This is a genomic window from Aeromonas sp. R6-1, from assembly GCF_040908165.1.
Taxonomy (GTDB): Bacteria; Pseudomonadota; Gammaproteobacteria; order Enterobacterales; family Aeromonadaceae; genus Aeromonas; species Aeromonas caviae.
Genome location: NZ_JBFODF010000046.1, coordinates 59,522 through 79,077 on the forward strand (window position 1 = coordinate 59,522; position 19,556 = coordinate 79,077).

At 61.5% G+C, this 19,556-nt stretch carries 21 protein-coding genes, 1 tRNA gene and 1 other RNA gene; 15 read left to right on the forward strand and 8 right to left on the reverse strand.

All coding sequences use genetic code 11. The annotated features are described in order from the left end of the window. Positions 1-13 precede the first annotated feature (13 nt). The 3 genes from nfsA to AB5Y68_RS15310 all read right to left on the reverse strand — a co-directional run bounded on the left by nfsA (position 14) and on the right by AB5Y68_RS15310 (position 4,464). Positions 14-739 carry an oxygen-insensitive NADPH nitroreductase gene (nfsA, locus tag AB5Y68_RS15300; protein WP_039038696.1) on the reverse strand — a complete coding sequence of 242 codons (726 nt, stop codon included), beginning with the start codon at positions 737-739 and terminating at the stop codon, positions 14-16. 67 nt (positions 740-806) lie between these two features. After that, a complete protein-coding gene (locus AB5Y68_RS15305; RefSeq protein WP_010675009.1) occupies positions 807-2,369 on the reverse strand; it encodes an AbgT family transporter in 1,563 nt (520 codons plus the stop codon). Positions 2,370-2,523: 154 nt separating this feature from the next. Then, a complete protein-coding gene (locus AB5Y68_RS15310) occupies positions 2,524-4,464 on the reverse strand; it encodes a bifunctional diguanylate cyclase/phosphodiesterase (RefSeq protein WP_039038812.1) in 1,941 nt (646 codons plus the stop codon). 322 nt (positions 4,465-4,786) lie between these two features. Between AB5Y68_RS15310 and AB5Y68_RS15315 the strand changes: the two genes are divergently transcribed. From AB5Y68_RS15315 to AB5Y68_RS15330, 4 genes are all read left to right on the forward strand, one after another. After that, positions 4,787-5,335, forward strand: coding sequence for a DUF2982 domain-containing protein (locus tag AB5Y68_RS15315; RefSeq protein ID WP_234703996.1), 549 nt, complete (start codon positions 4,787-4,789; stop codon positions 5,333-5,335). Positions 5,336-5,417: 82 nt separating this feature from the next. Further along, on the forward strand, positions 5,418-6,362 hold the full coding sequence (locus tag AB5Y68_RS15320; RefSeq protein ID WP_039038698.1) for a LysR family transcriptional regulator: 945 nt from the start codon (positions 5,418-5,420) through the stop codon (positions 6,360-6,362). Positions 6,363-6,408: 46 nt separating this feature from the next. Beyond that, the gene (locus AB5Y68_RS15325; protein ID WP_039038699.1) at positions 6,409-7,431 is read left to right on the forward strand and encodes a response regulator; all 1,023 of its coding nucleotides are present in this window, start codon (positions 6,409-6,411) and stop codon (positions 7,429-7,431) included. A gap of 32 nt (positions 7,432-7,463) precedes the next feature. Then, positions 7,464-7,895 carry a PAS domain-containing protein gene (locus AB5Y68_RS15330; RefSeq protein WP_039038700.1) on the forward strand — a complete coding sequence of 144 codons (432 nt, stop codon included), beginning with the start codon at positions 7,464-7,466 and terminating at the stop codon, positions 7,893-7,895. 63 nt (positions 7,896-7,958) lie between these two features. On the opposite strand, the gene ltaE is transcribed toward AB5Y68_RS15330, so the two are convergent. The 3 genes from ltaE to AB5Y68_RS15345 all read right to left on the reverse strand — a co-directional run bounded on the left by ltaE (position 7,959) and on the right by AB5Y68_RS15345 (position 10,252). Continuing rightward, positions 7,959-8,975 (reverse strand): low-specificity L-threonine aldolase, encoded by a 1,017-nt coding sequence (ltaE, locus tag AB5Y68_RS15335; RefSeq protein WP_039038701.1) that lies wholly within the window; start codon positions 8,973-8,975, stop codon positions 7,959-7,961. Between the two features lie 86 nt (positions 8,976-9,061). Then, positions 9,062-9,769, reverse strand: a complete 708-nt coding sequence (locus AB5Y68_RS15340; RefSeq protein WP_039038702.1) for a short-chain dehydrogenase — start codon at positions 9,767-9,769, stop codon at positions 9,062-9,064. 75 nt (positions 9,770-9,844) lie between these two features. Continuing rightward, positions 9,845-10,252, reverse strand: coding sequence for a transcriptional regulator (locus AB5Y68_RS15345; protein ID WP_039038703.1), 408 nt, complete (start codon positions 10,250-10,252; stop codon positions 9,845-9,847). Between the two features lie 166 nt (positions 10,253-10,418). On the opposite strand from AB5Y68_RS15345, the gene AB5Y68_RS15350 reads away from it, so the two are divergent. Then, positions 10,419-11,318 (forward strand): aldo/keto reductase family oxidoreductase, encoded by a 900-nt coding sequence (locus AB5Y68_RS15350; RefSeq protein ID WP_039038704.1) that lies wholly within the window; start codon positions 10,419-10,421, stop codon positions 11,316-11,318. A 69-nt stretch (positions 11,319-11,387) separates the two neighbouring features. Here AB5Y68_RS15350 and AB5Y68_RS15355 read toward each other — a convergent pair whose 3' ends face one another. Together AB5Y68_RS15355 and AB5Y68_RS15360 are read right to left on the reverse strand one after the other, a co-directional pair. Beyond that, entirely contained in the window at positions 11,388-11,666 is a 279-nt protein-coding gene (locus AB5Y68_RS15355) for an RNA-binding protein (protein ID WP_029314670.1), read from the reverse strand. A gap of 212 nt (positions 11,667-11,878) precedes the next feature. Beyond that, complete coding sequence (locus AB5Y68_RS15360; protein ID WP_039038705.1) at positions 11,879-12,421, reverse strand: hypothetical protein; 543 nt, start codon at positions 12,419-12,421, stop codon at positions 11,879-11,881. A 174-nt stretch (positions 12,422-12,595) separates the two neighbouring features. On the opposite strand from AB5Y68_RS15360, the gene mepA reads away from it, so the two are divergent. The 10 genes from mepA (at position 12,596) to AB5Y68_RS15410 (ending at position 19,537) form a co-directional block, all read left to right on the forward strand. Beyond that, entirely contained in the window at positions 12,596-13,339 is a 744-nt protein-coding gene (gene mepA / locus AB5Y68_RS15365; RefSeq protein ID WP_039038706.1) for a penicillin-insensitive murein endopeptidase, read from the forward strand. 42 nt (positions 13,340-13,381) lie between these two features. Then, positions 13,382-13,987: a LemA family protein gene (locus AB5Y68_RS15370; protein ID WP_010675022.1), complete on the forward strand. Its 606-nt coding sequence runs from the start codon at positions 13,382-13,384 to the stop codon at positions 13,985-13,987. Next, positions 13,984-14,718: a YgcG family protein gene (locus tag AB5Y68_RS15375; RefSeq protein ID WP_039038707.1), complete on the forward strand. Its 735-nt coding sequence runs from the start codon at positions 13,984-13,986 to the stop codon at positions 14,716-14,718. Before AB5Y68_RS15370 ends, AB5Y68_RS15375 begins: the two co-directional genes overlap by 4 nt. A gap of 22 nt (positions 14,719-14,740) precedes the next feature. Then, the gene (locus AB5Y68_RS15380; protein WP_039038708.1) at positions 14,741-15,358 is read left to right on the forward strand and encodes a TPM domain-containing protein; all 618 of its coding nucleotides are present in this window, start codon (positions 14,741-14,743) and stop codon (positions 15,356-15,358) included. A gap of 266 nt (positions 15,359-15,624) precedes the next feature. After that, positions 15,625-15,712: transfer RNA gene (locus AB5Y68_RS15385), tRNA-Ser, on the forward strand. A gap of 55 nt (positions 15,713-15,767) precedes the next feature. Further along, positions 15,768-15,896, forward strand: a non-coding RNA gene (locus AB5Y68_RS15390) — RtT sRNA. A 664-nt stretch (positions 15,897-16,560) separates the two neighbouring features. Continuing rightward, positions 16,561-17,319: a flagellar motor protein gene (locus tag AB5Y68_RS15395; protein ID WP_039038709.1), complete on the forward strand. Its 759-nt coding sequence runs from the start codon at positions 16,561-16,563 to the stop codon at positions 17,317-17,319. Beyond that, positions 17,297-18,172, forward strand: a complete 876-nt coding sequence (locus tag AB5Y68_RS15400; RefSeq protein WP_010675026.1) for a flagellar motor protein MotB — start codon at positions 17,297-17,299, stop codon at positions 18,170-18,172. The genes AB5Y68_RS15395 and AB5Y68_RS15400 overlap by 23 nt, the downstream gene beginning before the upstream one ends. Before the next feature lie 256 nt (positions 18,173-18,428). After that, positions 18,429-18,833, forward strand: coding sequence for an NADH-quinone oxidoreductase subunit A (locus tag AB5Y68_RS15405; protein WP_039038710.1), 405 nt, complete (start codon positions 18,429-18,431; stop codon positions 18,831-18,833). 29 nt (positions 18,834-18,862) lie between these two features. Then, complete coding sequence (locus AB5Y68_RS15410) at positions 18,863-19,537, forward strand: NADH-quinone oxidoreductase subunit B family protein (protein ID WP_010675028.1); 675 nt, start codon at positions 18,863-18,865, stop codon at positions 19,535-19,537. Positions 19,538-19,556 lie beyond the last annotated feature (19 nt).

The following is a 19,556-nucleotide window of genomic DNA, read 5'->3' on the forward strand; positions in this document are numbered from 1 at the left end:
CCCGCCGCCCCCATTACTTGAGGCAAAAACCCTTCGACTGCAGGAATCCCAGCATGAAGGGCCTCGCCTCCTTGCCCAGGATCCCCCTGATCTGTCCGCTCCAGGTCTGATCCTTGTTGTTGCTGCTGCGGGCCTGGTAGTAGTCGTGGATCTGCCCGTCATACCGGGCCAGCAGGGCGCTATCCAGGGTGGCAGGATAGCGGTTCTCGTGCACCACCAGCGCCCGGGGCAGCCGCGGTTTTTGCTCCGGCCGCTGGGCGGGATGGCCCAGACAGAGGCCAAACAGCGGGATCACCTGATGGGGCAGACCCAGCACCTCGCTCACCTCGGCCGGATTGTTGCGAATGCCGCCGATATAGACCCCCCCCAGCCCAAGTGACTGGGCCGCCAGCAAGGCATTTTGCGCCATCAGGGCGCCGTCGATGGCCCCGATCATGAGCTGCTCCACAAAGCCGGTGCGGGCCTCCGGCACTATCTGGCTGTGACGATGGTAGTCGGCGCAAAACACCAGAAACTCCGCCGCCTCGACCACATAGGCCTGATGGCCGGCCAGCTCCGCCAGGGTGGCCCGCAGCCCCTTGTCGGTGACCCGGATGATGCTGTTGGCCTGGAGGAAGCTGGAGCTTGCGGCGCTCTGGGCGGCGCTCAGGATCTGATCCAGCTGCTCTGCGCTGACGGGCTCTGGGGTGAACTGGCGAATGGAGCGATGGGAAAGAATGAGATCGATGGTCGGGTTCATGGTACCTCCGGGATGAAGGCCACACTCTACCCAAAAAAAGCGGGGGGCCCAAGGCCCCCCGTCACCCTCAAGGGGCAGGATAGACATAGGGGGCCTGCAACCCAAGCGGGAACCCCAGCGCCCAGTAGAGCAGCAGGAAGCCCGTCCAGCTCACCAGGAAGGCCAGGGAGTAAGGCAGCATCATGGAGACCAGGGTGCCGATGCCTGTGCTCTTTACATACTGCTGGCAATAGACCACCACCAGGGGGAAGAAGACCATCAGCGGGGTGATGATATTGGAGGCGGAATCCCCCACTCGATACGCGGCCTGAGTCAGCTCGGGCGAGATCCCCACCGCCATCAGCATGGGCACCAGGATGGGGCTGATGAGGGCCCATTTGGCGGAGGCCGAGCCCACCACCAGGTTGACGGTGGCCGTCAGCAGTATGATGCCGACGATGGTCACCTCTCCCGGCAACGCCAGGGCGTGAAGCACCTCGGCACCGGAGAGCGCCAGCAGGGTACCGAGGTTGGAGTCCCCGAACGCCTTGATGAAGAGGGCGCAGAAGAAGGCCATCACCATGTAGGAGCCCATCTTGTTCATGGTGGCCGACATGGCGTCGATCACATCCTTGCCACTCTTGAAGCTGCCGGCGACAAATCCATAGACGATCCCGGGCAGGATGAAGAGCAGGAAGATGAGGGGCACGATGGACTTCATCACCGGTGCGGCGAAGGTGGTGAGGGAACCGTCCGGTGCCCGCATCGGCGAGTCGCCGGGGGCCAGCGCCAGCCCCAGCAGCACCACGGCCGCCAGCATGGCGAACCCGGCCCAGTTGAAGGCCCGGCTCTCCTGGGCGCTGTAACGACCCATCTCGTCGGCGCTCTCCAGATCCTCGTTGAGGGGCACTTGCTTGAGGCGCGGCTCGACAATCTTCTCGGTGACAAACCAGCCCACGCAGATGATCAGCAAGGAAGAAGCGCCGGTGAAGATGATATTGCACAAGGTGTTGACCATGTAGTCAGGGTCGAACAACTGGGCTGCAGACTGGGTGAACCCCTGAAGCAGCGCATCCCCGCCGGAGGGCAGGAAGTTGGCGGCAAACCCGCCGGAAACCCCGGCAAAGGCTGCGGCAATCCCCGCCAGCGGGTGGCGACCCGCCGCATGGAAGATGATGCCGCCAATGGGGATCACCAGCACATAGCCCGCATCGGCGGCGGTATGGCTGACGATGGCCACCAGGATCAGCATGGGGGTCAGAAAGCGCGCCGGCGTCACCTTGAGCAGCTTCTTGAGCCCGGTGTTGATGAAACCGGACTGTTCAGCCACCCCGACCCCCAGCATGGCCACCAGCACGATGCCAAGGGGAGCAAACCCGGTGAACGTGGTGACCATGCTGGCGAGAAAGTCCGCCAGCCCAGCCCCGGTCAACAGGTTGTTGATGACCACAGCCTCTCCGGTGCGGGGATTGACCAGATCGAAGGAGAACTGGGAGCCTATCCAGGAGCCGACCCAGACGATCAGCAAGGCATAGAGGAAGAGCATGGCGGGATCCGGCAGCTTGTTGCCCGCCTTCTCCACCCCGTTCAGAAAGCGGTTCAACCAGCCGTTGGGAGGGGCCGGACGCTCGTTCACTGCAGCTTGACTCATTATGGTGATACTCCATTACCAAGGAATGAGCGCGCATACTAGCGATAACGTCTAATGGATCCCATGATATGAGACAAAAATTCGATTAATTATGTTTAATTTGGCATCTCGCACTTCATAAATGGGAGATGCCGCACATTTATCGACAACTTGCTCAATGGTTTGCGAGGGGATAGCGGCCCAGCCGGCACTGTACTGCGAACCCCGCCGCCGCCACCTCTTCCGGGGTCATGGGACGGCTGAACAGGAATCCCTGGAAGACGTGGCAACCCTGGGTCTGCAGGGCCGCGAGCTCGTGCTCCTCCTCCACCCCTTCCGCCAGGATCCCGAGCCCCAGACTGGTGGCCATGGCCACCGTCGCCCGGATCACCGGCAGGTTGAGCCCCACCACGAAGGAGCGGTCCAGCTTGATGGTGTCGATCGGCAACCGGTTGAGGTAGGCAAGCGACGAGTAGCCCGTCCCGAAGTCGTCGATGGCGATCTTGATCCCCTGCTCGCTCAGGGCGTCGAGGATCTCGATGCACCCCTTCATGTCGAGCATCAGCACCGTCTCGGTCAGCTCCAGGGTCAGCAGCGCCGCCTCCACCGAGAATGCCTCGAGCAGTTGGGCCACCAGCTCCGGCAAACTGGCAGAGAGCTGGAAGCCCGAGAGATTGACCGACACCGGCACCCTCACCCCGTCCTGTCGCTGCCACTCCCCCATCTGGGCCAATGCGGTGGAAAGCACCCAGCTTCCGATTTCCCGGATGAGCCCCATCTCTTCGGCCAGCGGAATGAACTCCGCCGGCGACACATGGCCGAGCACGGGATTGTACCAGCGTACCAGGGCCTCGAAACCGATGACCCGACCTTGCGCCACATCCACCTGGGGCTGATAGCGCAGGCTGAGCTCTCCCCGACCGACGGCCTTGGCCAGGAACTGCTTGAGGGTCAGCTTGCGATGCAGGCTCTGCTGCATGCTGGGGGTGAAGCGCTGCCAGCGAAGCCGCCCCATCTGCTTGGCCTGGTACATGGCCATGTCGGCACGGGTGATGAGATTGTCGCCATCATCGGCGTCGTCCGGGTAGATGGCGATGCCGATGCTGCCGCCGATGGTGACCTCGGGGACACCGCTCAGCTGCAGTGGCTTGCTCATCTGGGAGAGCATGAGGTCCGCCACCTCCTGGGCCCGATCGCTCGCCTGGTTGAGGGGCACCAGGGCGGTGAACTCGTCCCCGCCAAGGCGCGCCAGCTCCACGTCCCGCGGGCAGATCTGCTTGAGCCGTCCGGCGACCCGCTCCAGCAGGCGATCCCCTGCCTTGTGGCCATAGTTGTCATTGACCAGCTTGAAGTTGTCCAGATCCATGAACACCAGGGCAAAGCGCCCCCCGAGGCCGCAATAGGCTTCCAGGGATTTCATCAGGCCGTAGCGGTTGAGCAGCCCGGTGAGGGAGTCGTGCCAGGCCAGGTGGCGATGCTCCAGCTCTTCGAGCTTGCGATCCGTGATGTCCCGCATGGTCAGCAGGATCCGTGCCCCCTGCTGGATATGGCGAAACTGGTACTGGAACCAGCGCATCCCCTTCTGGGTGCGGCACTCCCCTTCGGCCACCACTTCGTCCAGACGGGAGAGGCGACGATAGAAGGCCTCGTCCGCACCGGAGAAGATCTGGGGCAGCGTCAGAATGCCGGTGCCAAAGCACATGTCGAAGTGATGGTTGCCGCTCTCGAGGCGCCCCTCGTTGTCAAAGAGACAGGCCAGGGTGTCGCCGGTGGCGAGGGAGGACTCCTGATAGAGGGTGTCGGCATCGATGACCGCTTCCGCCATCATCATCTGCCGTCCAGCAAGCTGGATCCCGGAAAGACGCAGATAGACCTGCTTCTTGACCCCCTTGGGCGAGAGGGTCCACCACTCGTTGTAACTGCGCTCCTGCTGGAAATCGCCGAGATAGCGCTGCAGCAGCAGATCGATGGCGGCGGCCATGTCGGCGGAGAAATCCCGGGACTTCAGCTCGGCCAGGGAGCTCGCCTCCCAGAGCCCGAGGGCAGCATCGTTGGCCCAGTAAATATGATGACGCTGGATGTCATAGACCCAGACCGGCGTGTGGAGGACATCCATCACGGTGAGCAGGCGTTCGTCTAGCGTATTCATGTTGAGTGATGATTCATGCTGAAAGCTCATGGTCGAACCAGTCGCTTGCGCCCCCTGACAGGAGCATTCACGCTGGTACAAAATCCGTTCCGGCCCATAATCGGATAACAAACGGATGAAAAAAGGCCGAAATCATATGAAAACGCTACATGTGATCCCCATGGTACGAAGAAATGGACTCACACTGGTATTGTTGGGCATGGTGATAACCATTGCTATGATTTTTATACTTTTTTTTCTTCGTGAACAACTACTAATCCCCGCCATTTCCCTCCTCCTGGCGGGCCTGATGACAATTCTTGTCGGGGTCTGGAAACTGGGTGAGCCTCATTTTAGTCTCTCTTTGTGTCAGGACTGCCTGCAATACCATCACAAGTACGGCGGCTGGATCCTGAAATGGAGAAATATTCAGCGAATTGACCAACCACGTATCCATTTGGGGTGGGATCTGGTGGAGCTGCCCTACATCGGTTTGAAAATAAAGGATTACGACGCTTTTTTGACGCTGATCACACCCCGGCTCGCCGTCCGTCTGCTGACCGAGCAGCGCGCCGTGCTGATGCAGGCCATGCGAAGCGAGCGCTCCGACTGCCCGACCGGAGGGTGCGGCAGTGGGCTCCTGGGAGAGGGACTGCTGGAGGAGAGCCGCTTCTGCTCACCCGCCGGCCAGCGCTATGAGGGGGTGATCGCCATGCTCGGCAACCGCATGGCACGGCTGCGGGATCTGCTGGGGTACGATCTGCTGGTGCCCGACAATAGCCTGGACAGATCCCCGGAAGATTTCGTCCATCTGCTCCAGCGATACCAGCGCGAGTCGAATCTAATCCAGATCAATTAAACGCCGGATTGCGCTTGCCAAGCCCGGTGACTCTTCATAAGGTCACTGGCTTGTTACAGCCAGAACACCCCCTAAAACCGCTATGAAGTACATCGAAGAGTTCTATCTGTTCGTCAAGGTGGTGCAAGAGGGCGGTTTCTCCCACGCCGCCGCTGCGCTGGGCATGCCGACCGGCACCATCAGTCGACGTATCTCCCAACTGGAAGAGCAGCTCGGATGCAGCCTGCTGCACAGATCCACCCGCAAGCTGCGTCTCACCGACGAAGGGCTGCGCTATTACGAGCGCCTATGTACCCCCCTTGCGGAGATAGAGCAGGCCACCGGCGAAATCCGGGGTGAGGAGACGGACATCAGCGGCCTCATCCGCCTCGCGGCCCCCATCGCCCTCTCCAACACCATCCTGGTCGACATGCTGGCGGACTTCGGCCTGCGCTATCCCGGGGTACAGTTCGACATCCGCCAGTCCAACGATCATGCCCTCCAGGCGGATCAGGACAGGGACCTGGTCTTTTTCAACGGCGAGCTTCCCCAGACCCTGCCCAACGCCCTCTGTCTGGGTCACATCCAGTACGGTCTGTTCGCCTCCCCCCTCTATCTGGAGAAGATGGGTGTGCCCTCCCACCCGACCCAGTTGGAAGAGCACGATCTCATCTACTGCTGGCCCCACCAGCACTGGCAACTGAGCGGGCGGGACGAACAGACGGTCTGCATCAAGCGCACACCCCGCCTTTGCATCGACCAGACCCAGGCCGCCGTGCGAGCAGCCCAGCGCCACCTCGGTATCGTCAACGCCCCGCAGCACTATGTGCACCCCTTCCTGCAAGATGGTCAGCTCGTCCCCGTCCTGCCGGACTGGCAGTCGGGAAAACGTCCCTTCTACATGCTCCACTGCCAGCCCCGGTTCACCCCGTTGCGTGTTAAGATGTTCGCCGATTTCGTCGAGAAACATTCCGAGCGCTATCGTACCCGTCAGCAGAACGATCAATTTTCACCGGCGCAGCCGCTGCCCGTTGCATCTGACGGCTGATGACCCACACTTAGCGCAATCCTCGTTGCACTGGTCGGCTAACACTATGAATGTATTGATATGTGATGACTCCGGGTTCGCGCGCAAACAGCTGGTGCGCGCCCTGCCCGCCGATTGGGATGTCACCTTGCACCAGGCCGCGGACGGGCTGGAAGGGGTCGAGCAGATCCTGATGGGGCACGGGGACCTGATCTTTCTCGATCTCACCATGCCGGAGATGGACGGATATGGGGTTCTCGAGACCCTCAAGCGAGAAGGGGTGCGCAGCAAGGTGATCGTGGTTTCCGGCGACATCCAGCCGGAAGCCCATGAGCGTGTCATGGCTCTTGGCGCCCTCGATTTCATCAAGAAGCCGGCCTCCCCGGACACCCTCCTTGCCCTGCTCAAGCGCCACGGTCTGTGGCAATCGACCACCCAGGTGACGGCCATCCAGCCCCAGCCCGTCGCCAGCCACCAGGCTGCCCAGAGCAGCATCCAGTTCACCCCCGAGCTGCGGGATGTCTATCAGGAGCTGGCCAACGTCGCCATGGGCCAGGGGGCGGATCTGCTGGCTCGCCTGCTCGGCGCCTTCGTGCTGCTCCCCATCCCCAACGTCAACGTGCTGGAGGTCTCCGAGCTGCACATGGCGCTCTCGGCCGCCGCCGAGTCGGAGACGCTCTCTGCGGTCTGCCAGGGCTTCATCGGGGCCGGGATCGCCGGGGAGGCCCTGCTGCTGTTTCACGATGCCAGCTTCCAGGACCTGGCCCGCCTGATGAACCATCAGGGGGAGCTGGATCACGGCGCCGAGCTAGAACTGCTGATGGACACCGCCAACGTGCTGATTGGCGCCTTCTTGCGCGGCTACGCCAACCAGCTCGACACCCCTTTTAGCCAGGGTCACCCCGTGGTGCTTGGCCAACACAGGCCCATTCAGGATCTCATTCGGACCAACCAGAGCCGCTGGCGCCGCACTCTGGCCATCGAGATCAACTATCGGGTGCAGGGCTATGCGGTGCAGTGCGATCTCTTGCTGCTGTTTACCGAAGATTCCATCGCCACCATGAACAACAAGATCATGCACATGCTGTGACCGTCCCGCGGCAGCAACCACCAGGAGTGACCATGGACATTCGGGAATTTCATTGGCTGATGAACATCGTCCAGAATCTGGACGTGGGGCTGGTCGTGCTCGACAGGGAGTATCGGATCCAGGTGTGGAACGGCTTCATGGAGAGTCACAGCGGCCGGTTGGCAGGCGAGGTGCGCGATCAAGGGCTGTTCTCGCTCTTCCCCGATGTGGACAAGGCCTGGTTCGAGCGCAAGGCCAACATGGTGTTCAAGCTCAACAACCGTGCCTTCAGCACCTGGGAGCAGCGCCCCTACCTGTTGCGCTTCTCCAACTACCGCCCCATCACGGGATCGGCCCCCTACATGTACCAGAACCTGACCCTGGTGCCGCTGGCCGACTTCGCCGGAGAGGTCACCCACCTGGCCATCATGATCTATGACGCCACCGACGAGGCCATGCTGATCACCGGCCAGCGCCAGGGATGACCGACCCTGCCATGACAACAAGGGCGCCCGATGGCGCCCTTGTTGTTGCGATAGGAAATGGCGTCAGCCACTCAGGTACTCGGTGAAGGCGTCGATCACCTCGTCGATGTCATCGTCGGTGATTTGCAGGTGGGTCACCAACCTGAGCTCCCCGTAGCCGGAGAAGAGAATACCGCGCTCCTTCATGAAACCCAGCAAGGTGGCGGGATCCCCCTGAGTCAGGCGCAGGAATACCATGTTGGTCTGCACCTCACCCATGTTGAGTGTGATGCCTGGCAACGCGGCCAGCCCCTCTGCCAGACGCCTGGCGCGGCGATGATCATCCGCCAGCCGGGCAACATGCTGATCCAGCGCGAACAGGGCGGCCTGGGCCAGGATCCCTCCCTGGCGCATGCCGCCCCCCAGCATCTTGCGCAGCCGTCTGGCGCGGGCGATGAACGCAGCCGATCCCACCAGCAGGGAACCCACCGGTGCTCCCAGTCCCTTGGAGAGGCAGACGGAGATGCTGTCAAAAGGCGCCGCGATGGCGGCCACCGGTTCCCCGCTCGCCACCACCGCATTGAAGAGGCGAGCCCCGTCCAGGTGAAGCTTCAGCCCCTTCTCGTCGACGAATTCGCGCATGGCGCGCAGGTAGGTCAATGGCAACACCTTGCCGTTATGGGTATTTTCCAGGCAGACGAGGCGCGTCTGGACGAAATGGGGATCATCGGGAGCGATGGCCCCCCGCACATCCTCGATGGCCAGGGTGCCGTCCGCCTGCATGGGGACGGATTGCAGGGCTACCGAGCCCAGCACGGCAGAGCCCTGGGCCTCGTAGCGATAGATGTGGGAGGCTGCCCCCAGCACGGCCCCTTCCCCACGCTGGCAGTGACTCATCATGGCCAGCAGGTTGGACATGGTGCCGGAGGGCACGAACAGGGCCGCCTCCTTGCCCAGCATTTCGGCGCCGCGGCGCTCCAGCGCATTGATGCTGGGATCTTCCCCATAGACATCGTCTCCCACCTCGGCATGCAGCATGCTCTGGCGCATGGCTTCCGTGGGTTGGGTCACGGTATCACTTCGTAAATCGATATAGCGCATGTCATCCTCCTGATGCAGGACGATGACATTAACCAGCCGACACCCGGCTGGCAAGAAACGGCAAGCGGGAATGTGAGCCCGGCGGCTCACCAGGGCAGCGACTGACCCTGCAGATCCACGAAACGGCCCGAGTGCGCGGGCGTCAGTGTGGCCATCAGATCCAGCAGGCGGACGGCGACCTCGGCGGGATCCTGCAGCAGGGCGGGATCCATCTCCTGAAGAAAAGGTTGCTGCATGGGGGTATTCATGAGGCCGGGATGCACGGTGATGACACCGGCGCCTGGAAAACGTCCGGCCCACTCACCCGCCAGGATCCGGGATCCCATGTTGAGGGCGGCCTTGCTCATGCGGTAGCTGTAGTGGCACATGGCCTCCTGGCCCCCCTCCTCCAGGCTTCCCGCCCGATCCGAAAGGGTGCAGAGCCAGAGCGTGCTCTGGGGCATCATGCGCCGGCTCAGATTGGCACCAAGGGCCAGGTGGGGCCAGGCATTGGCCAGCAGACTCTCTTCGAGCCATTGGGGTGTCACCTCCTCCACCCGCCGCTCCGGCATGTGGGCAAGATCATGGAGCAGGCCTATGGTGTTGATCACCACCGTCGGCAGGGTGGTGCTGTCATAGAGGGTGAAGAGGGCCTCAAAAGAGAGCGAGTCCACCTCCTGCAGCGGAAAGTAGCAGGCGGGATCCAGTCCCCTGGGCAGTTGCCTGCCCGCCAGCAACCACTCTTCTCCCCGTCTGGCCAGCTCCCGTGCCAGCGCACTGCCCAACCCGCCACTGCCCAGGATCAGATAGCTCATCTGCGTGTCCTTGGATTTGATCACTGCTTAGAGGGTATCAGAAGAATGGCGGACTGCCGGGAGCCACCGTCAGGCTCAGGCCTCGGCCAGATGGCGCCCAAACTCCCGCGCCCGGGCCAGGTCCAGAAAACCGTCCGCCTGCTTGTGGCTGCGCAGGAACTGGTAATAGGCGAGCAGGGTCACCAGTTGCTCCTCGTCCGGCATGGGCTTTCCCGGACGGGTCTCCTGCACCAGCGCCCCCGCCGCCGCCAGCGCGTCCCTGTCCACCACCTCGGCCTGACGATAGAGATACCCGCAACCGGTGGCGAGCCACTCCAGCGAGCAGTTGGCCCCCATGGCAATCTGGTTCGCCTTGCCAAGGCCGGGCTCGGCCCCTTTCAGATACTTGCGGATCAGGGCTTCACTCAATCCCACCTTGCGGGCAAAAGCGCTCACGCTCCCCTCCCCGATCAGACTTTGCAGCCTGGCGGCAAATCCTTCCATCACCCCTTCTCCTCTCACTGACACCGGGATCTTGACCCGTCGGAGTCAGAACCATAGTTCGAATTCGCGAAGGGGGCATTATTGCCTTGTCCGCCGGAAGAGACCAAGATGCTGGCACATGATTTTGCCCCTTTCTTTTCACATTGTTATCTCCAGAGGAGTCACCATGTCCGTATCCCGTCTGGCCCTGCACGAGCAAGGCCCCACCTTCTCCCGCCTCATCATGGGCTACTGGCGCCTGATGGAGTGGCAGCTCTCCCCCGCCGCCCTGCTGGACCTGATGAAATATCACCTTGATCTCGGGGTCACCACCATCGATCACGCCGACATCTACGGTGGCTACCAGTGCGAGGAGGCCTTCGGCCATGCCCTGCGCCTGGAGCCCTCCCTGCGCGATCGCATGGAGATCGTCAGCAAGTGCGGCATCGCCCTCACCGCCAATCCGGCCCACGCCCTGAATCACTACAACACCGGCAAGGGACACATCGTCGCCAGTGCCGAAGCCTCCTTGCAAAAGCTCGGCACCGATTATCTGGATCTGTTGCTGATCCATCGCCCCGACCCCTTGATGAACGCCGACGAGGTGGCCGACGCCTTCATCACCCTCAAGCAGGCAGGCAAGATCAAGCACGCCGGGGTCTCCAACTTCACGCCCCACCAGTTCGCCCTGCTGCAATCCCGCCTGCCCTTCCCCCTGGTCACCAACCAGCTGGAGATCTCCCCGCTCCATCAGGAGGGGACGCTGGATGGTGCCCTGGATCAATGCCAGCAACTGCGCATCAAGCCCATGGCCTGGTCCTGCCTTGGCGGCGGGCGGCTGTTCCATGCCCCCGACTATGCCCCGCTGCGGGCGGAACTCGAGCAGATCCGCCAGGAGGTGGGCGCCGACTGTCTGGAGCAGGTGGTCTACGCCTGGGTGATGATGCTGCCGAGTCAGCCGTTGCCCCTCATCGGCTCCGGCAAACGGGAGCGGATCGCCGCCGCCGTGGCAGCCGAGTCCATTGAGCTCACTCGCCAGCAGTGGTTCCGCATCCGCAAGGCCGCTCTGGGTTATGACGTTCCCTGAGTCTGCACCAGACCCTGAAAACAAAAACGGCATGGAGGATTCCATGCCGTTTTCCGTTATCGAGACGATTCAACGATGGCGCTGGGGGCGACCACGGGGTGCATCCGTCTTCGGTTTGGCCTGATTGACCGTGATGGTGCGGCCGCCGACCTCGGTGCCGTGCAACTCGGCGATGGCCTTCTCAGCCTCACCATTGACCGGCATTTCAATGAAACCAAACCCCTTGGACTGACCGGTATCGCGGTCGATGATGATATCGACCTTGTCTACCTGCCCAAATTGGCTGAACACGGTTGTCAGTTCGTCGGCCGTCATCCGGTACGACAGATTACCTACGTAAATCTTCATGCCATCCACTCTCGATTCAAGGTGCCTTATCTATGCATCCACCGACCTGGGAGTAAGGGCACAACCCCCCTGCCGGACCAGCCACGGCATCATGCCATGGCACTTCCAGCTTCGTATCCCAAGTCCTTGATCTCTTGGGTTATCAGAGCAGGAAAGATCAAATCGAATCAGAGGCAGTATCTGAGCATTGGAATGAATTGTCGAGAAAATAGTCAGAGCGGGTGCAGTTCGGCCAGCAATGTGCCGAGGGCACGACGCCCATGCCAGGCACGTTTGAACCCGAATCGATAGACCCCGGGGGCCACTTCGTGAGTCCCTTCCCGGGACAACCCGAGCAGGCTGGTGGCCGTCGCCAGGGTCACCTCATCCAGCCCGAGATCCAGGCTGAAATCGAGCCACTGGCCATCGTGTCCCACCTTGCGATCCCGCTCCATGCCCACCAGCACGGCTCTGGGCAGCGCCAAGGCCCGGTCTTCGCCACCATTGAGCAGATAGAGATGGCGTTCATCCCAGGCAAGCTCCGCCAGACGCCAGCGCTGCCAGTTGCGCGGCAACACCATCATCACCAGCACGATGCCGCCAAAGACCACCCCGACCCAGGGCAGCAGGCCCATGTCGGGATATCCCAGCCAGAGGGCGGCCACCACAGTGGCGAGACTCGCCAGCAACAGGCAGATCATGACCCCGTAAAACCGCCGGGCCGGGGGCATCAGCCAGCGCACGTTCTCTTGCGCTGCCAGCTCACTGACTCTCATCTTCTCTTCTCCTTCTGTGATGCGAACGGCCTTGCCGTCGCTGCGTTGCCGCGCATTGTGCGCGAGCGACGCGCCGCGATGCAACCGCCACCGCGACACGGATGACGGCCAGCGGCCACTCTTGGTATGCTTGGGGCTGTCTGAGCCCGCACTGGGCGCCATCCCGGGAGTCCCATGTTCGCCACCGCCCTGCTCTTGTCCGCGAGCACACTCTATGCCGAGGCCATCGGCGGCTACTCCGCCGGCTGCCTGAAAAATGCCGTGGCCCTGCCCCTCGAAGGTCCTGGTTATCAGGTGATCCGCACCAAACGGCTGCGCTATTACGGTCACCCCGACCTCATCCATTACCTGCAGCATCTGGCCAACCAGACCAGACTGGCCGGCATGCCGGATCTCTATATCGCCGACCTCGCCATGATGCACGGGGGGCCCTTTACCTCAGGTCATCGCAGCCACCAGACCGGCCTGGATGCCGACATCTGGTTCAGGATGGCTGACAGACCCATCAGCCGCTGGGAACAGGATGCCCCCAGGGAGTGGGCGCTAATCGACGAACCCAGCTACCGGATGCTGCCCGGCCGATTCGGCCCCAGGCAGCTCAATCTGCTGCGCCTTGCGGCCGATCGCCCCGAGGTGGCGCGTATCTTCGTCAACCCCGTCATCAAGGCCGAGGTGTGCAAACAGGCACCCGGTGAAGCCTGGGTCGGCAAGCTGCGCCCCTGGGTCGGCCACTTCAGCCACTTTCACGTGCGCCTGCGCTGCCCGGCAAACAGTCCGGACTGCCAGCCCCAGGCTCCCATTCCCCCCGGCAATGGCTGTGGGGAGGAGCTGACCTCCTGGCTCAAGGACAAACCCCAGCTGCCCAAAGTGTCGATGAGCTACCGCGCCCCCCTGTTACCCAGGCGTTGTGAGGGCTGACCACAAGCTGTTATGGTGAACCTATTTCCGAGAGAAATATCAATGGAGAACAACAAGATGGCCACTTCACTCTGGCAGCGTGGTACCCGTGCCCTGCTGACCCTGACCCTGCTGCTGGGTTTGACCGGCTGCGGCATGAACACCATTCCGACCCTGGATGAGCAGGTCAAGGCGAGCTGGGGACAGGTCGAGAACCAGTACCAGCGCAGAGCCGATCTCATTCCCAACCTGGTGGCCACCGTCAAGGGGTACGCCAGCCACGAGCAGGAGACCCTCAAGGCGGTCACCGATGCCCGTGCCCGAGTCGGCAGCGTGCAGGTGAGTGACCCCTCCCAGCTCAAGGCGTTCGAGGCGGCTCAGGAGCAGCTCTCCAGCGCCCTCTCCCGGCTGATGGTAGTGGTCGAGCGCTACCCGGATCTGAAGGCCGATCAGCAGTTCCTGACCCTGCAGGCCCAGCTGGAAGGCACCGAGAATCGCATCGCGGTGGCCAGACGGGATTACATCGAGGCAGTACGCCAGTTCAATACCGAGATCCGTACCTTCCCCGGGGTCATCTGGTCCAAGCTGCTCTACTCCGATCTGGAAGCCAAACCCACCTTCAGCGCCAAACCCGGTGCCGATGAGGCGCCCAAGGTCAGCTTCCAATGAACGTGATGAGACGCTGGCTGGCGCTCTGTCTGCTGCTCTGTGCCACGGCGCTGCATGCCGCCCCCGATTTCCCGGCCCTGACCGGGCGGGTGGTGGACGAGGCCAATCTGATGTCCCGCAAGCAGGCCCACCAACTCGCACAGCAACTGGCCGTCTTCGAGAAGCGCAGCGGCGTCCAGCTGGTGGTGGTCTCCATCGACACGCTGGCGGGGGATACCATCGAAGAGTACGGCTACCAGCTCGGTCGCCACTGGGGCATCGGCCAAAAAGGCAAGAACAACGGCGTGCTGCTGATCATCGCCCAGGACGAGCGCAAGGTGCGCATCGAGGTGGGTTATGGCCTGGAAGGTGCCCTGCCCGACGCCATCGCCGCCAATATCATCCAGACCCGGATCCTGCCCGCCTTCAAGCGCGGTGACATGGTGGCCGGCATCCTCGCCGGCAGCCAGGGCATCATGCAGGCCCTGGCCGGGGAGTATCAGCCCGTGGACCACGCCAGCAAGGCCGACAAGCAGGGAGGTCCCTGGCTCTTCATCCTGGTGGTGATTGCGATGATCGTGCTGCACAACCTGCGCGGCGGCGGCGGTGGGCCGGGAGGACGTCGCCGGGTCGCCTACATGGCCGGTGGATTCGGTGCCGGCTCCTTTGGCGGCCGCACTGGCGGTGGTGGTGGCGGTTTCAGTGGTGGCGGCGGCAGCTTTGGCGGCGGCGGTGCATCTGGCGGTTGGTAATCAGGGAAAAAGAGACAACAAGATGATTTCGAAACAGTTTTTCCACACCTTGCAGGCCAGGGTTCGACAGGCCGAGCAGGCCACGGATGCCGAACTGGTCACCGTGCTGGCCCCGGCCAGCGATGGCTATCGCTATATTCCGACCCTGTGGGCCGCCCTGCTCGCCATGCTCACCCCCCTGCTGGTCTTCCAGCTCGGCTTCTGGCTTGGCTGGTACGAGATCCTGCTGGTGCAGTGGTCGGTCTGGTTGCTGCTGAGCCTGCTGTTCCACTGGACACCCATCAAGATGCGGCTCATCCCCCACAAGGTACGCCGTCACCGGGCCGCCCTGATGGCCCGCCTGCAGTTTGTCGAGCAGGGACTTCACCGCACCCGGGACCGGCTCGGGGTGCTCATCTTCGTCTCGGTGGCGGAGCACTATGTGGAAATCCTGGTAGACGACGGGATCGCCCAGCACATCGACAACACCCAGTGGCAGCAGATCATCGACGACTTCGTGGTTCGGGTACGCAACAAGGAGGTCGAGCAGGGGTTCCTGGAGTGCGTGGAGCGCACCAGCGCCATTCTGACCGACGCCTTCCCCGCCACCCGGGATCAGAACGAGCTGCCTGACAGCCTGATCATTCTCGACAAGCCTTGAACGGGATTAAAAAACCGGCATTCTGTTCAAGGGATAGGCACTCGATAAAGATTATGAAAAATAAGGGGAAAAGTGGTTGACCCAGGCAGCCCTTTCCCCTAAATTACGCCCCGTTCCAGCGCAACGGCGCAGCGAACACCGTGTTGGCTGAACACGTTAAATCACAGAGCAGAATTTGGTGAGGTATCCGAGAGGCTGCCCACCGACGAAGTCGGCAAGATGCACGCGCAGCGTGCTCCGAAAGCCACTTCAAGCAGTAAAAATTTGGTGAGGTGTCCGAGTGGCTGAAGGAGCACGCCTGGAAAGTGTGTATACGGCAACGTATCGAGGGTTCGAATCCCTCCCTCACCGCCAAATTGTAAAAACCGACCTCAGGGTCGGTTTTTTGCATCTGGTGACATGGCAACATCCGATGTCGATGGAGAGAAGGTGAGAAGCCTCGTCGGGTTCGAGCAGAGCAGCTTGCTGCGATGAACGGCCGCAGGCCGCCCCGAAGGGGTAAGCCATGCAGTGGTGAATCATCCCTCCCTCACCGCCAGATAAAGTAAAAGGCCCCGTCGCAAGACGGGGCCTTTTACTTTTTCCGATGATGGGCGGCTCGGTTCGACCCCTGTCGACAGGCGGGCAGGATAGCCCGACTGGACGGCCAGAGGCCGCCCGCAGGGCGAGCGCCAGGGATGGTGCGAGTCAATCCCGATCCAGCGTACAGCTTGAAGTACCGACCTCAGGGTCGGTTTTTTTGCTTCAAGGTGTCTGCCAACCCCCTGGCAGGAGAAACCCGTCATCGGCGGGGCCAGAAAAAACGGCTTGCCGCGATACCTGGCCAAGTGCCGCCCAGCCAATCCCACCCCTTCCGCCTCTCTGCTCTCTGCTCTCTGCCGACAAGGGATATGCCCCGAGGGCAGCCAGCCCTTTCTCGTTGACAGCGCATTACGCCAAGCGAACAGAAAGTGACGATATAAATAACCAATATCCTCTCACAGATAGCACAGTATATTGTGATATCACTTGGATAACCGCCTCGTCCTGCCATGCCGGCACCGTCAACCTGCTCTACAGATCAAGCGGTACAGGCCGATGCCACCGGACACTACCGGGTCTGCGCAACCTCTCGGATATTGCTCACCGATTGGATATCGTTTTGAAAAACTGATAGTTAAATGGCTACACTAGCCTCACACATCGCATAGGGATATGGACAAATGAGTCTTATTGGCTTGCTGCTGGCCCTGGCAGCCATTCTGGGTGGCAACATGATAGAAGGGGGGCACCCCAGCGCCCTGCTCGATCTGCCCGCCTTTCTCATCGTGATCGGCGGTACCGTCGGTGCCGCACTGACCCAGTTTCCTTTCTCCGTGGTTGGTAAAACCCTCAAGCGCTTCAAGTGGCTCATCACTCCCCTGCGCCTCGACATGCTGGAGCAGGCCCAACTGCTTGAAACCCTGGCGGGCAATGCACGGCGCAGTGGCATGCTGGCACTGGAGGGCATGATCGACGACATCAAGGATCCCTTCCTGCAAAAAGGGGTACAGATGATGGTCGATGGCTACGAGAAGACCAAAATCCACGAGGTACTGGAAAACGAGATCGAGTTCGAGCAGGAAGATATCGAACAGACCGTCAAATTCTACGAGGCCATGGGGGGCTACTGCCCGACCATGGGGATCGTCGGGGCCGTATTTGGCCTCATTCACGCCATGGGCCTGCTGGATGCCCCCGACAAGCTGGGGGGCGCCATCGCGGTGGCCTTTATCGCCACCATCTACGGGGTGTCGGCCGCCAACCTCATCTTCCTGCCCTTCGGCAACCGCTACAAGTCGTTTGCCCACCAGATCCGCCACTACAAGGAGATGACCCTCACCGGCATCCTCTGCATCGTGGACGGCGAGTCACAGCAACGGCTGCAAGTGACCCTTGAGCCTTACCTCGGAGGCCACAGTGGCGAAAAAGAAAAAGGCTGAGGCGCCGGAGAACCACGAACGCTGGCTGGTCTCCTACGCCGACTTCATGACACTGCTGTTCGCCCTGTTCGTGGTGCTCTACTCCTTCGCCATGGCCAAGCAGTCGGAGACTCGCGTCCTCATTCAGGGCTTTATCGAATCTCTTGGCAAGATAGGGCTGGTCTCCCTTCCCGCCGGCTCCCCCGTGATGCAGGGGGGCACAGGCATACTGGAACCCGAGTCCAAGACCACCCCCAATACCTCCCAGAAAGAGCAGGTGTTGGATACCCAGACGCCCGCAGCGGCGGCCGACCCTTTCAACGAGACCATCGGCTCCTCGGAGAAACCTACGGCCACGGAGTCCTGGCCCCACAAGACCAAGGAGCAGGATTGGGTCACGGTCACCAAACAGAAGTTGGATCAGCAGCTCAAGAGCCAAATCGAGTCCAAAGAGATCGAGGTGGAGCAGCTTGGCAGCCAACTGGTCATCCGCATCGGCGAAAAGACCTTGTTCCCCGCCGACTCCGCCTTCTTGCAGCCCCAGTTCATTCCCCTGGTCAACAAGGTCTCGGACGTGCTGGCAGACATCCCCGGCATGGTGGTGGTCACCGGTCACACCGACAACTCCCAGGCGCCGGTGGAGCTCTATCGCAACAACTGGGAGCTGTCGGTGCTGCGGGCGGCCACCATCACCCACACCCTGCTGACCAACCCCAAGCTGGATTCACGACGGCTGATCGCCCAGGGGGTGGCGGATACCCAACCCCGTTATCCAAACGATACCCCGGCTCACCGCCAGGCCAACCGCCGGGTGGAGATCGTGCTCTCCCAGGGCAAGGCGGCAGAGCAGAGCCTCCCCGTTCTCCAACCCTGAAACAGACCCCGCCATGCGGGGTCTTTTGTTTCCTGCCATCCACCGGATTTTCAAACTATCCGGTTTTTTTCTGCTAAATAAAAACGATTGAAAACAATTCTCAAACGAGAAAGTTGACCCCGCTAGCAAAACACAATTTTCATCCCGTTGATTAATAATTAATCCTTTGAAATGACATGTAAATCAGTACGAAAGTGGCATACTACGTAACGTCATTGTTAAGTCACATGATTAATTTGGTTAGGGAAAAACCTATATGTTTGCTGATATTGCCGTCCAGCACTGGGCTTTTGCTGTCTATGTCATTGGCGCCATCTGTATCTGCTTGACCATGATAGGCCTGGCGGCCTTGCTGGGGGGACGCGCCTATGGCCGTGCCAAGAACAAACCCTTCGAATCCGGGGTGGATTCCGTCGGCAACGCCCGCCTGCGCTTCTCCGCCAAGTTCTACCTGGTCGCCATGTTCTTCGTCATCTTCGATGTCGAAGCCCTCTATCTCTTTGCCTGGTCCGTCTCCGTTCGGGAGAGCGGCTGGGTCGGCTTCATCGAAGCCACCATCTTCATCACCCTGCTGCTGGTAGGCCTCCTCTACCTGTGGCGCATTGGTGCCCTCGACTGGGCCCCGAAAAAGCGTGTCCTGACTGACAAGAAACCAGACTGAACTACCGATTATCTCTTTGAGGTTGCACCATGAAGTACACCCTGACCCGGATTGACCCGGATGCGCCCGTTGAGCGCTACCCCCAGGAACAGCGCCAGACCGTCGATGATCCACTGGCGCAGCAAGCGACCCGCGGCATCATGATCGGGCGCCTCGAAGAGGTGCTGCAAGACACCGTCAACTGGGGCCGCAAGAACTCCCTCTGGCCCTACAACTTCGGCATCTCCTGCTGCTACGTGGAGATGTGTACCGCCTTCACCTCTCCCCACGACGTGGCTCGCTTCGGTGCTGAGGTCATACGAGCCTCCCCCCGTCAGGCCGACTTCATGGTGATTGCCGGCACCCCCTTCATCAAGATGGCCCCTGTCATCCAGCGGCTCTATGAGCAGTTGCTCGAGCCCAAGTGGGTCATCTCCATGGGGGCCTGCGCCAACTCCGGCGGTATGTATGACATCTACTCCGTGGTTCAGGGGGTGGACAAGTTCCTGCCGGTCGATGTCTACATTCCGGGCTGCCCGCCCCGCCCCGAGGCCTTCCTGCAAGCCCTGATGCTGCTGCAGGAGTCCATCGGCAAGGAACGCCGCCCCCTCTCCTGGGTGGTGGGGGATCAGGGGATCTACCGTCCCCAGATGCAATCCGAGAAGGAACGCAAGCGCGGCGAGCGGATCAACGTGACCAACCTGCGCACGCCGGATGAGATCTGATCATGAAACTGACTCGAGA

What these genes read in the sequence shown, in the direction of transcription:
- AB5Y68_RS15375 (WP_039038707.1), top strand. Translation starts at nt 13,984, where the DNA reads ATGAACGTGATGAGACGCTGGCTGGCGCTCTGTCTGCTGCTCTGTGCC.
- AB5Y68_RS15395 (WP_039038709.1), top strand. Translation starts at nt 16,561, where the DNA reads ATGAGTCTTATTGGCTTGCTGCTGGCCCTGGCAGCCATTCTGGGTGGC.
- nfsA (WP_039038696.1), bottom strand. Translation starts at nt 739, where the DNA reads ATGAACCCGACCATCGATCTCATTCTTTCCCATCGCTCCATTCGCCAG.
- AB5Y68_RS15380 (WP_039038708.1), top strand. Translation starts at nt 14,741, where the DNA reads ATGATTTCGAAACAGTTTTTCCACACCTTGCAGGCCAGGGTTCGACAG.
- AB5Y68_RS15370 (WP_010675022.1), top strand. Translation starts at nt 13,382, where the DNA reads ATGGAGAACAACAAGATGGCCACTTCACTCTGGCAGCGTGGTACCCGT.
- AB5Y68_RS15310 (WP_039038812.1), bottom strand. Translation starts at nt 4,464, where the DNA reads ATGGATGTCCTCCACACGCCGGTCTGGGTCTATGACATCCAGCGTCAT.
- AB5Y68_RS15350 (WP_039038704.1), top strand. Translation starts at nt 10,419, where the DNA reads ATGTCCGTATCCCGTCTGGCCCTGCACGAGCAAGGCCCCACCTTCTCC.
- AB5Y68_RS15320 (WP_039038698.1), top strand. Translation starts at nt 5,418, where the DNA reads ATGAAGTACATCGAAGAGTTCTATCTGTTCGTCAAGGTGGTGCAAGAG.
- AB5Y68_RS15410 (WP_010675028.1), top strand. Translation starts at nt 18,863, where the DNA reads ATGAAGTACACCCTGACCCGGATTGACCCGGATGCGCCCGTTGAGCGC.
- AB5Y68_RS15345 (WP_039038703.1), bottom strand. Translation starts at nt 10,252, where the DNA reads ATGGAAGGATTTGCCGCCAGGCTGCAAAGTCTGATCGGGGAGGGGAGC.
- AB5Y68_RS15325 (WP_039038699.1), top strand. Translation starts at nt 6,409, where the DNA reads ATGAATGTATTGATATGTGATGACTCCGGGTTCGCGCGCAAACAGCTG.
- ltaE (WP_039038701.1), bottom strand. Translation starts at nt 8,975, where the DNA reads ATGCGCTATATCGATTTACGAAGTGATACCGTGACCCAACCCACGGAA.
- AB5Y68_RS15315 (WP_234703996.1), top strand. Translation starts at nt 4,787, where the DNA reads ATGACAATTCTTGTCGGGGTCTGGAAACTGGGTGAGCCTCATTTTAGT.
- AB5Y68_RS15305 (WP_010675009.1), bottom strand. Translation starts at nt 2,369, where the DNA reads ATGAGTCAAGCTGCAGTGAACGAGCGTCCGGCCCCTCCCAACGGCTGG.
- AB5Y68_RS15405 (WP_039038710.1), top strand. Translation starts at nt 18,429, where the DNA reads ATGTTTGCTGATATTGCCGTCCAGCACTGGGCTTTTGCTGTCTATGTC.
- AB5Y68_RS15340 (WP_039038702.1), bottom strand. Translation starts at nt 9,769, where the DNA reads ATGAGCTATCTGATCCTGGGCAGTGGCGGGTTGGGCAGTGCGCTGGCA.
- mepA (WP_039038706.1), top strand. Translation starts at nt 12,596, where the DNA reads ATGTTCGCCACCGCCCTGCTCTTGTCCGCGAGCACACTCTATGCCGAG.
- AB5Y68_RS15360 (WP_039038705.1), bottom strand. Translation starts at nt 12,421, where the DNA reads ATGAGAGTCAGTGAGCTGGCAGCGCAAGAGAACGTGCGCTGGCTGATG.
- AB5Y68_RS15330 (WP_039038700.1), top strand. Translation starts at nt 7,464, where the DNA reads ATGGACATTCGGGAATTTCATTGGCTGATGAACATCGTCCAGAATCTG.
- AB5Y68_RS15355 (WP_029314670.1), bottom strand. Translation starts at nt 11,666, where the DNA reads ATGAAGATTTACGTAGGTAATCTGTCGTACCGGATGACGGCCGACGAA.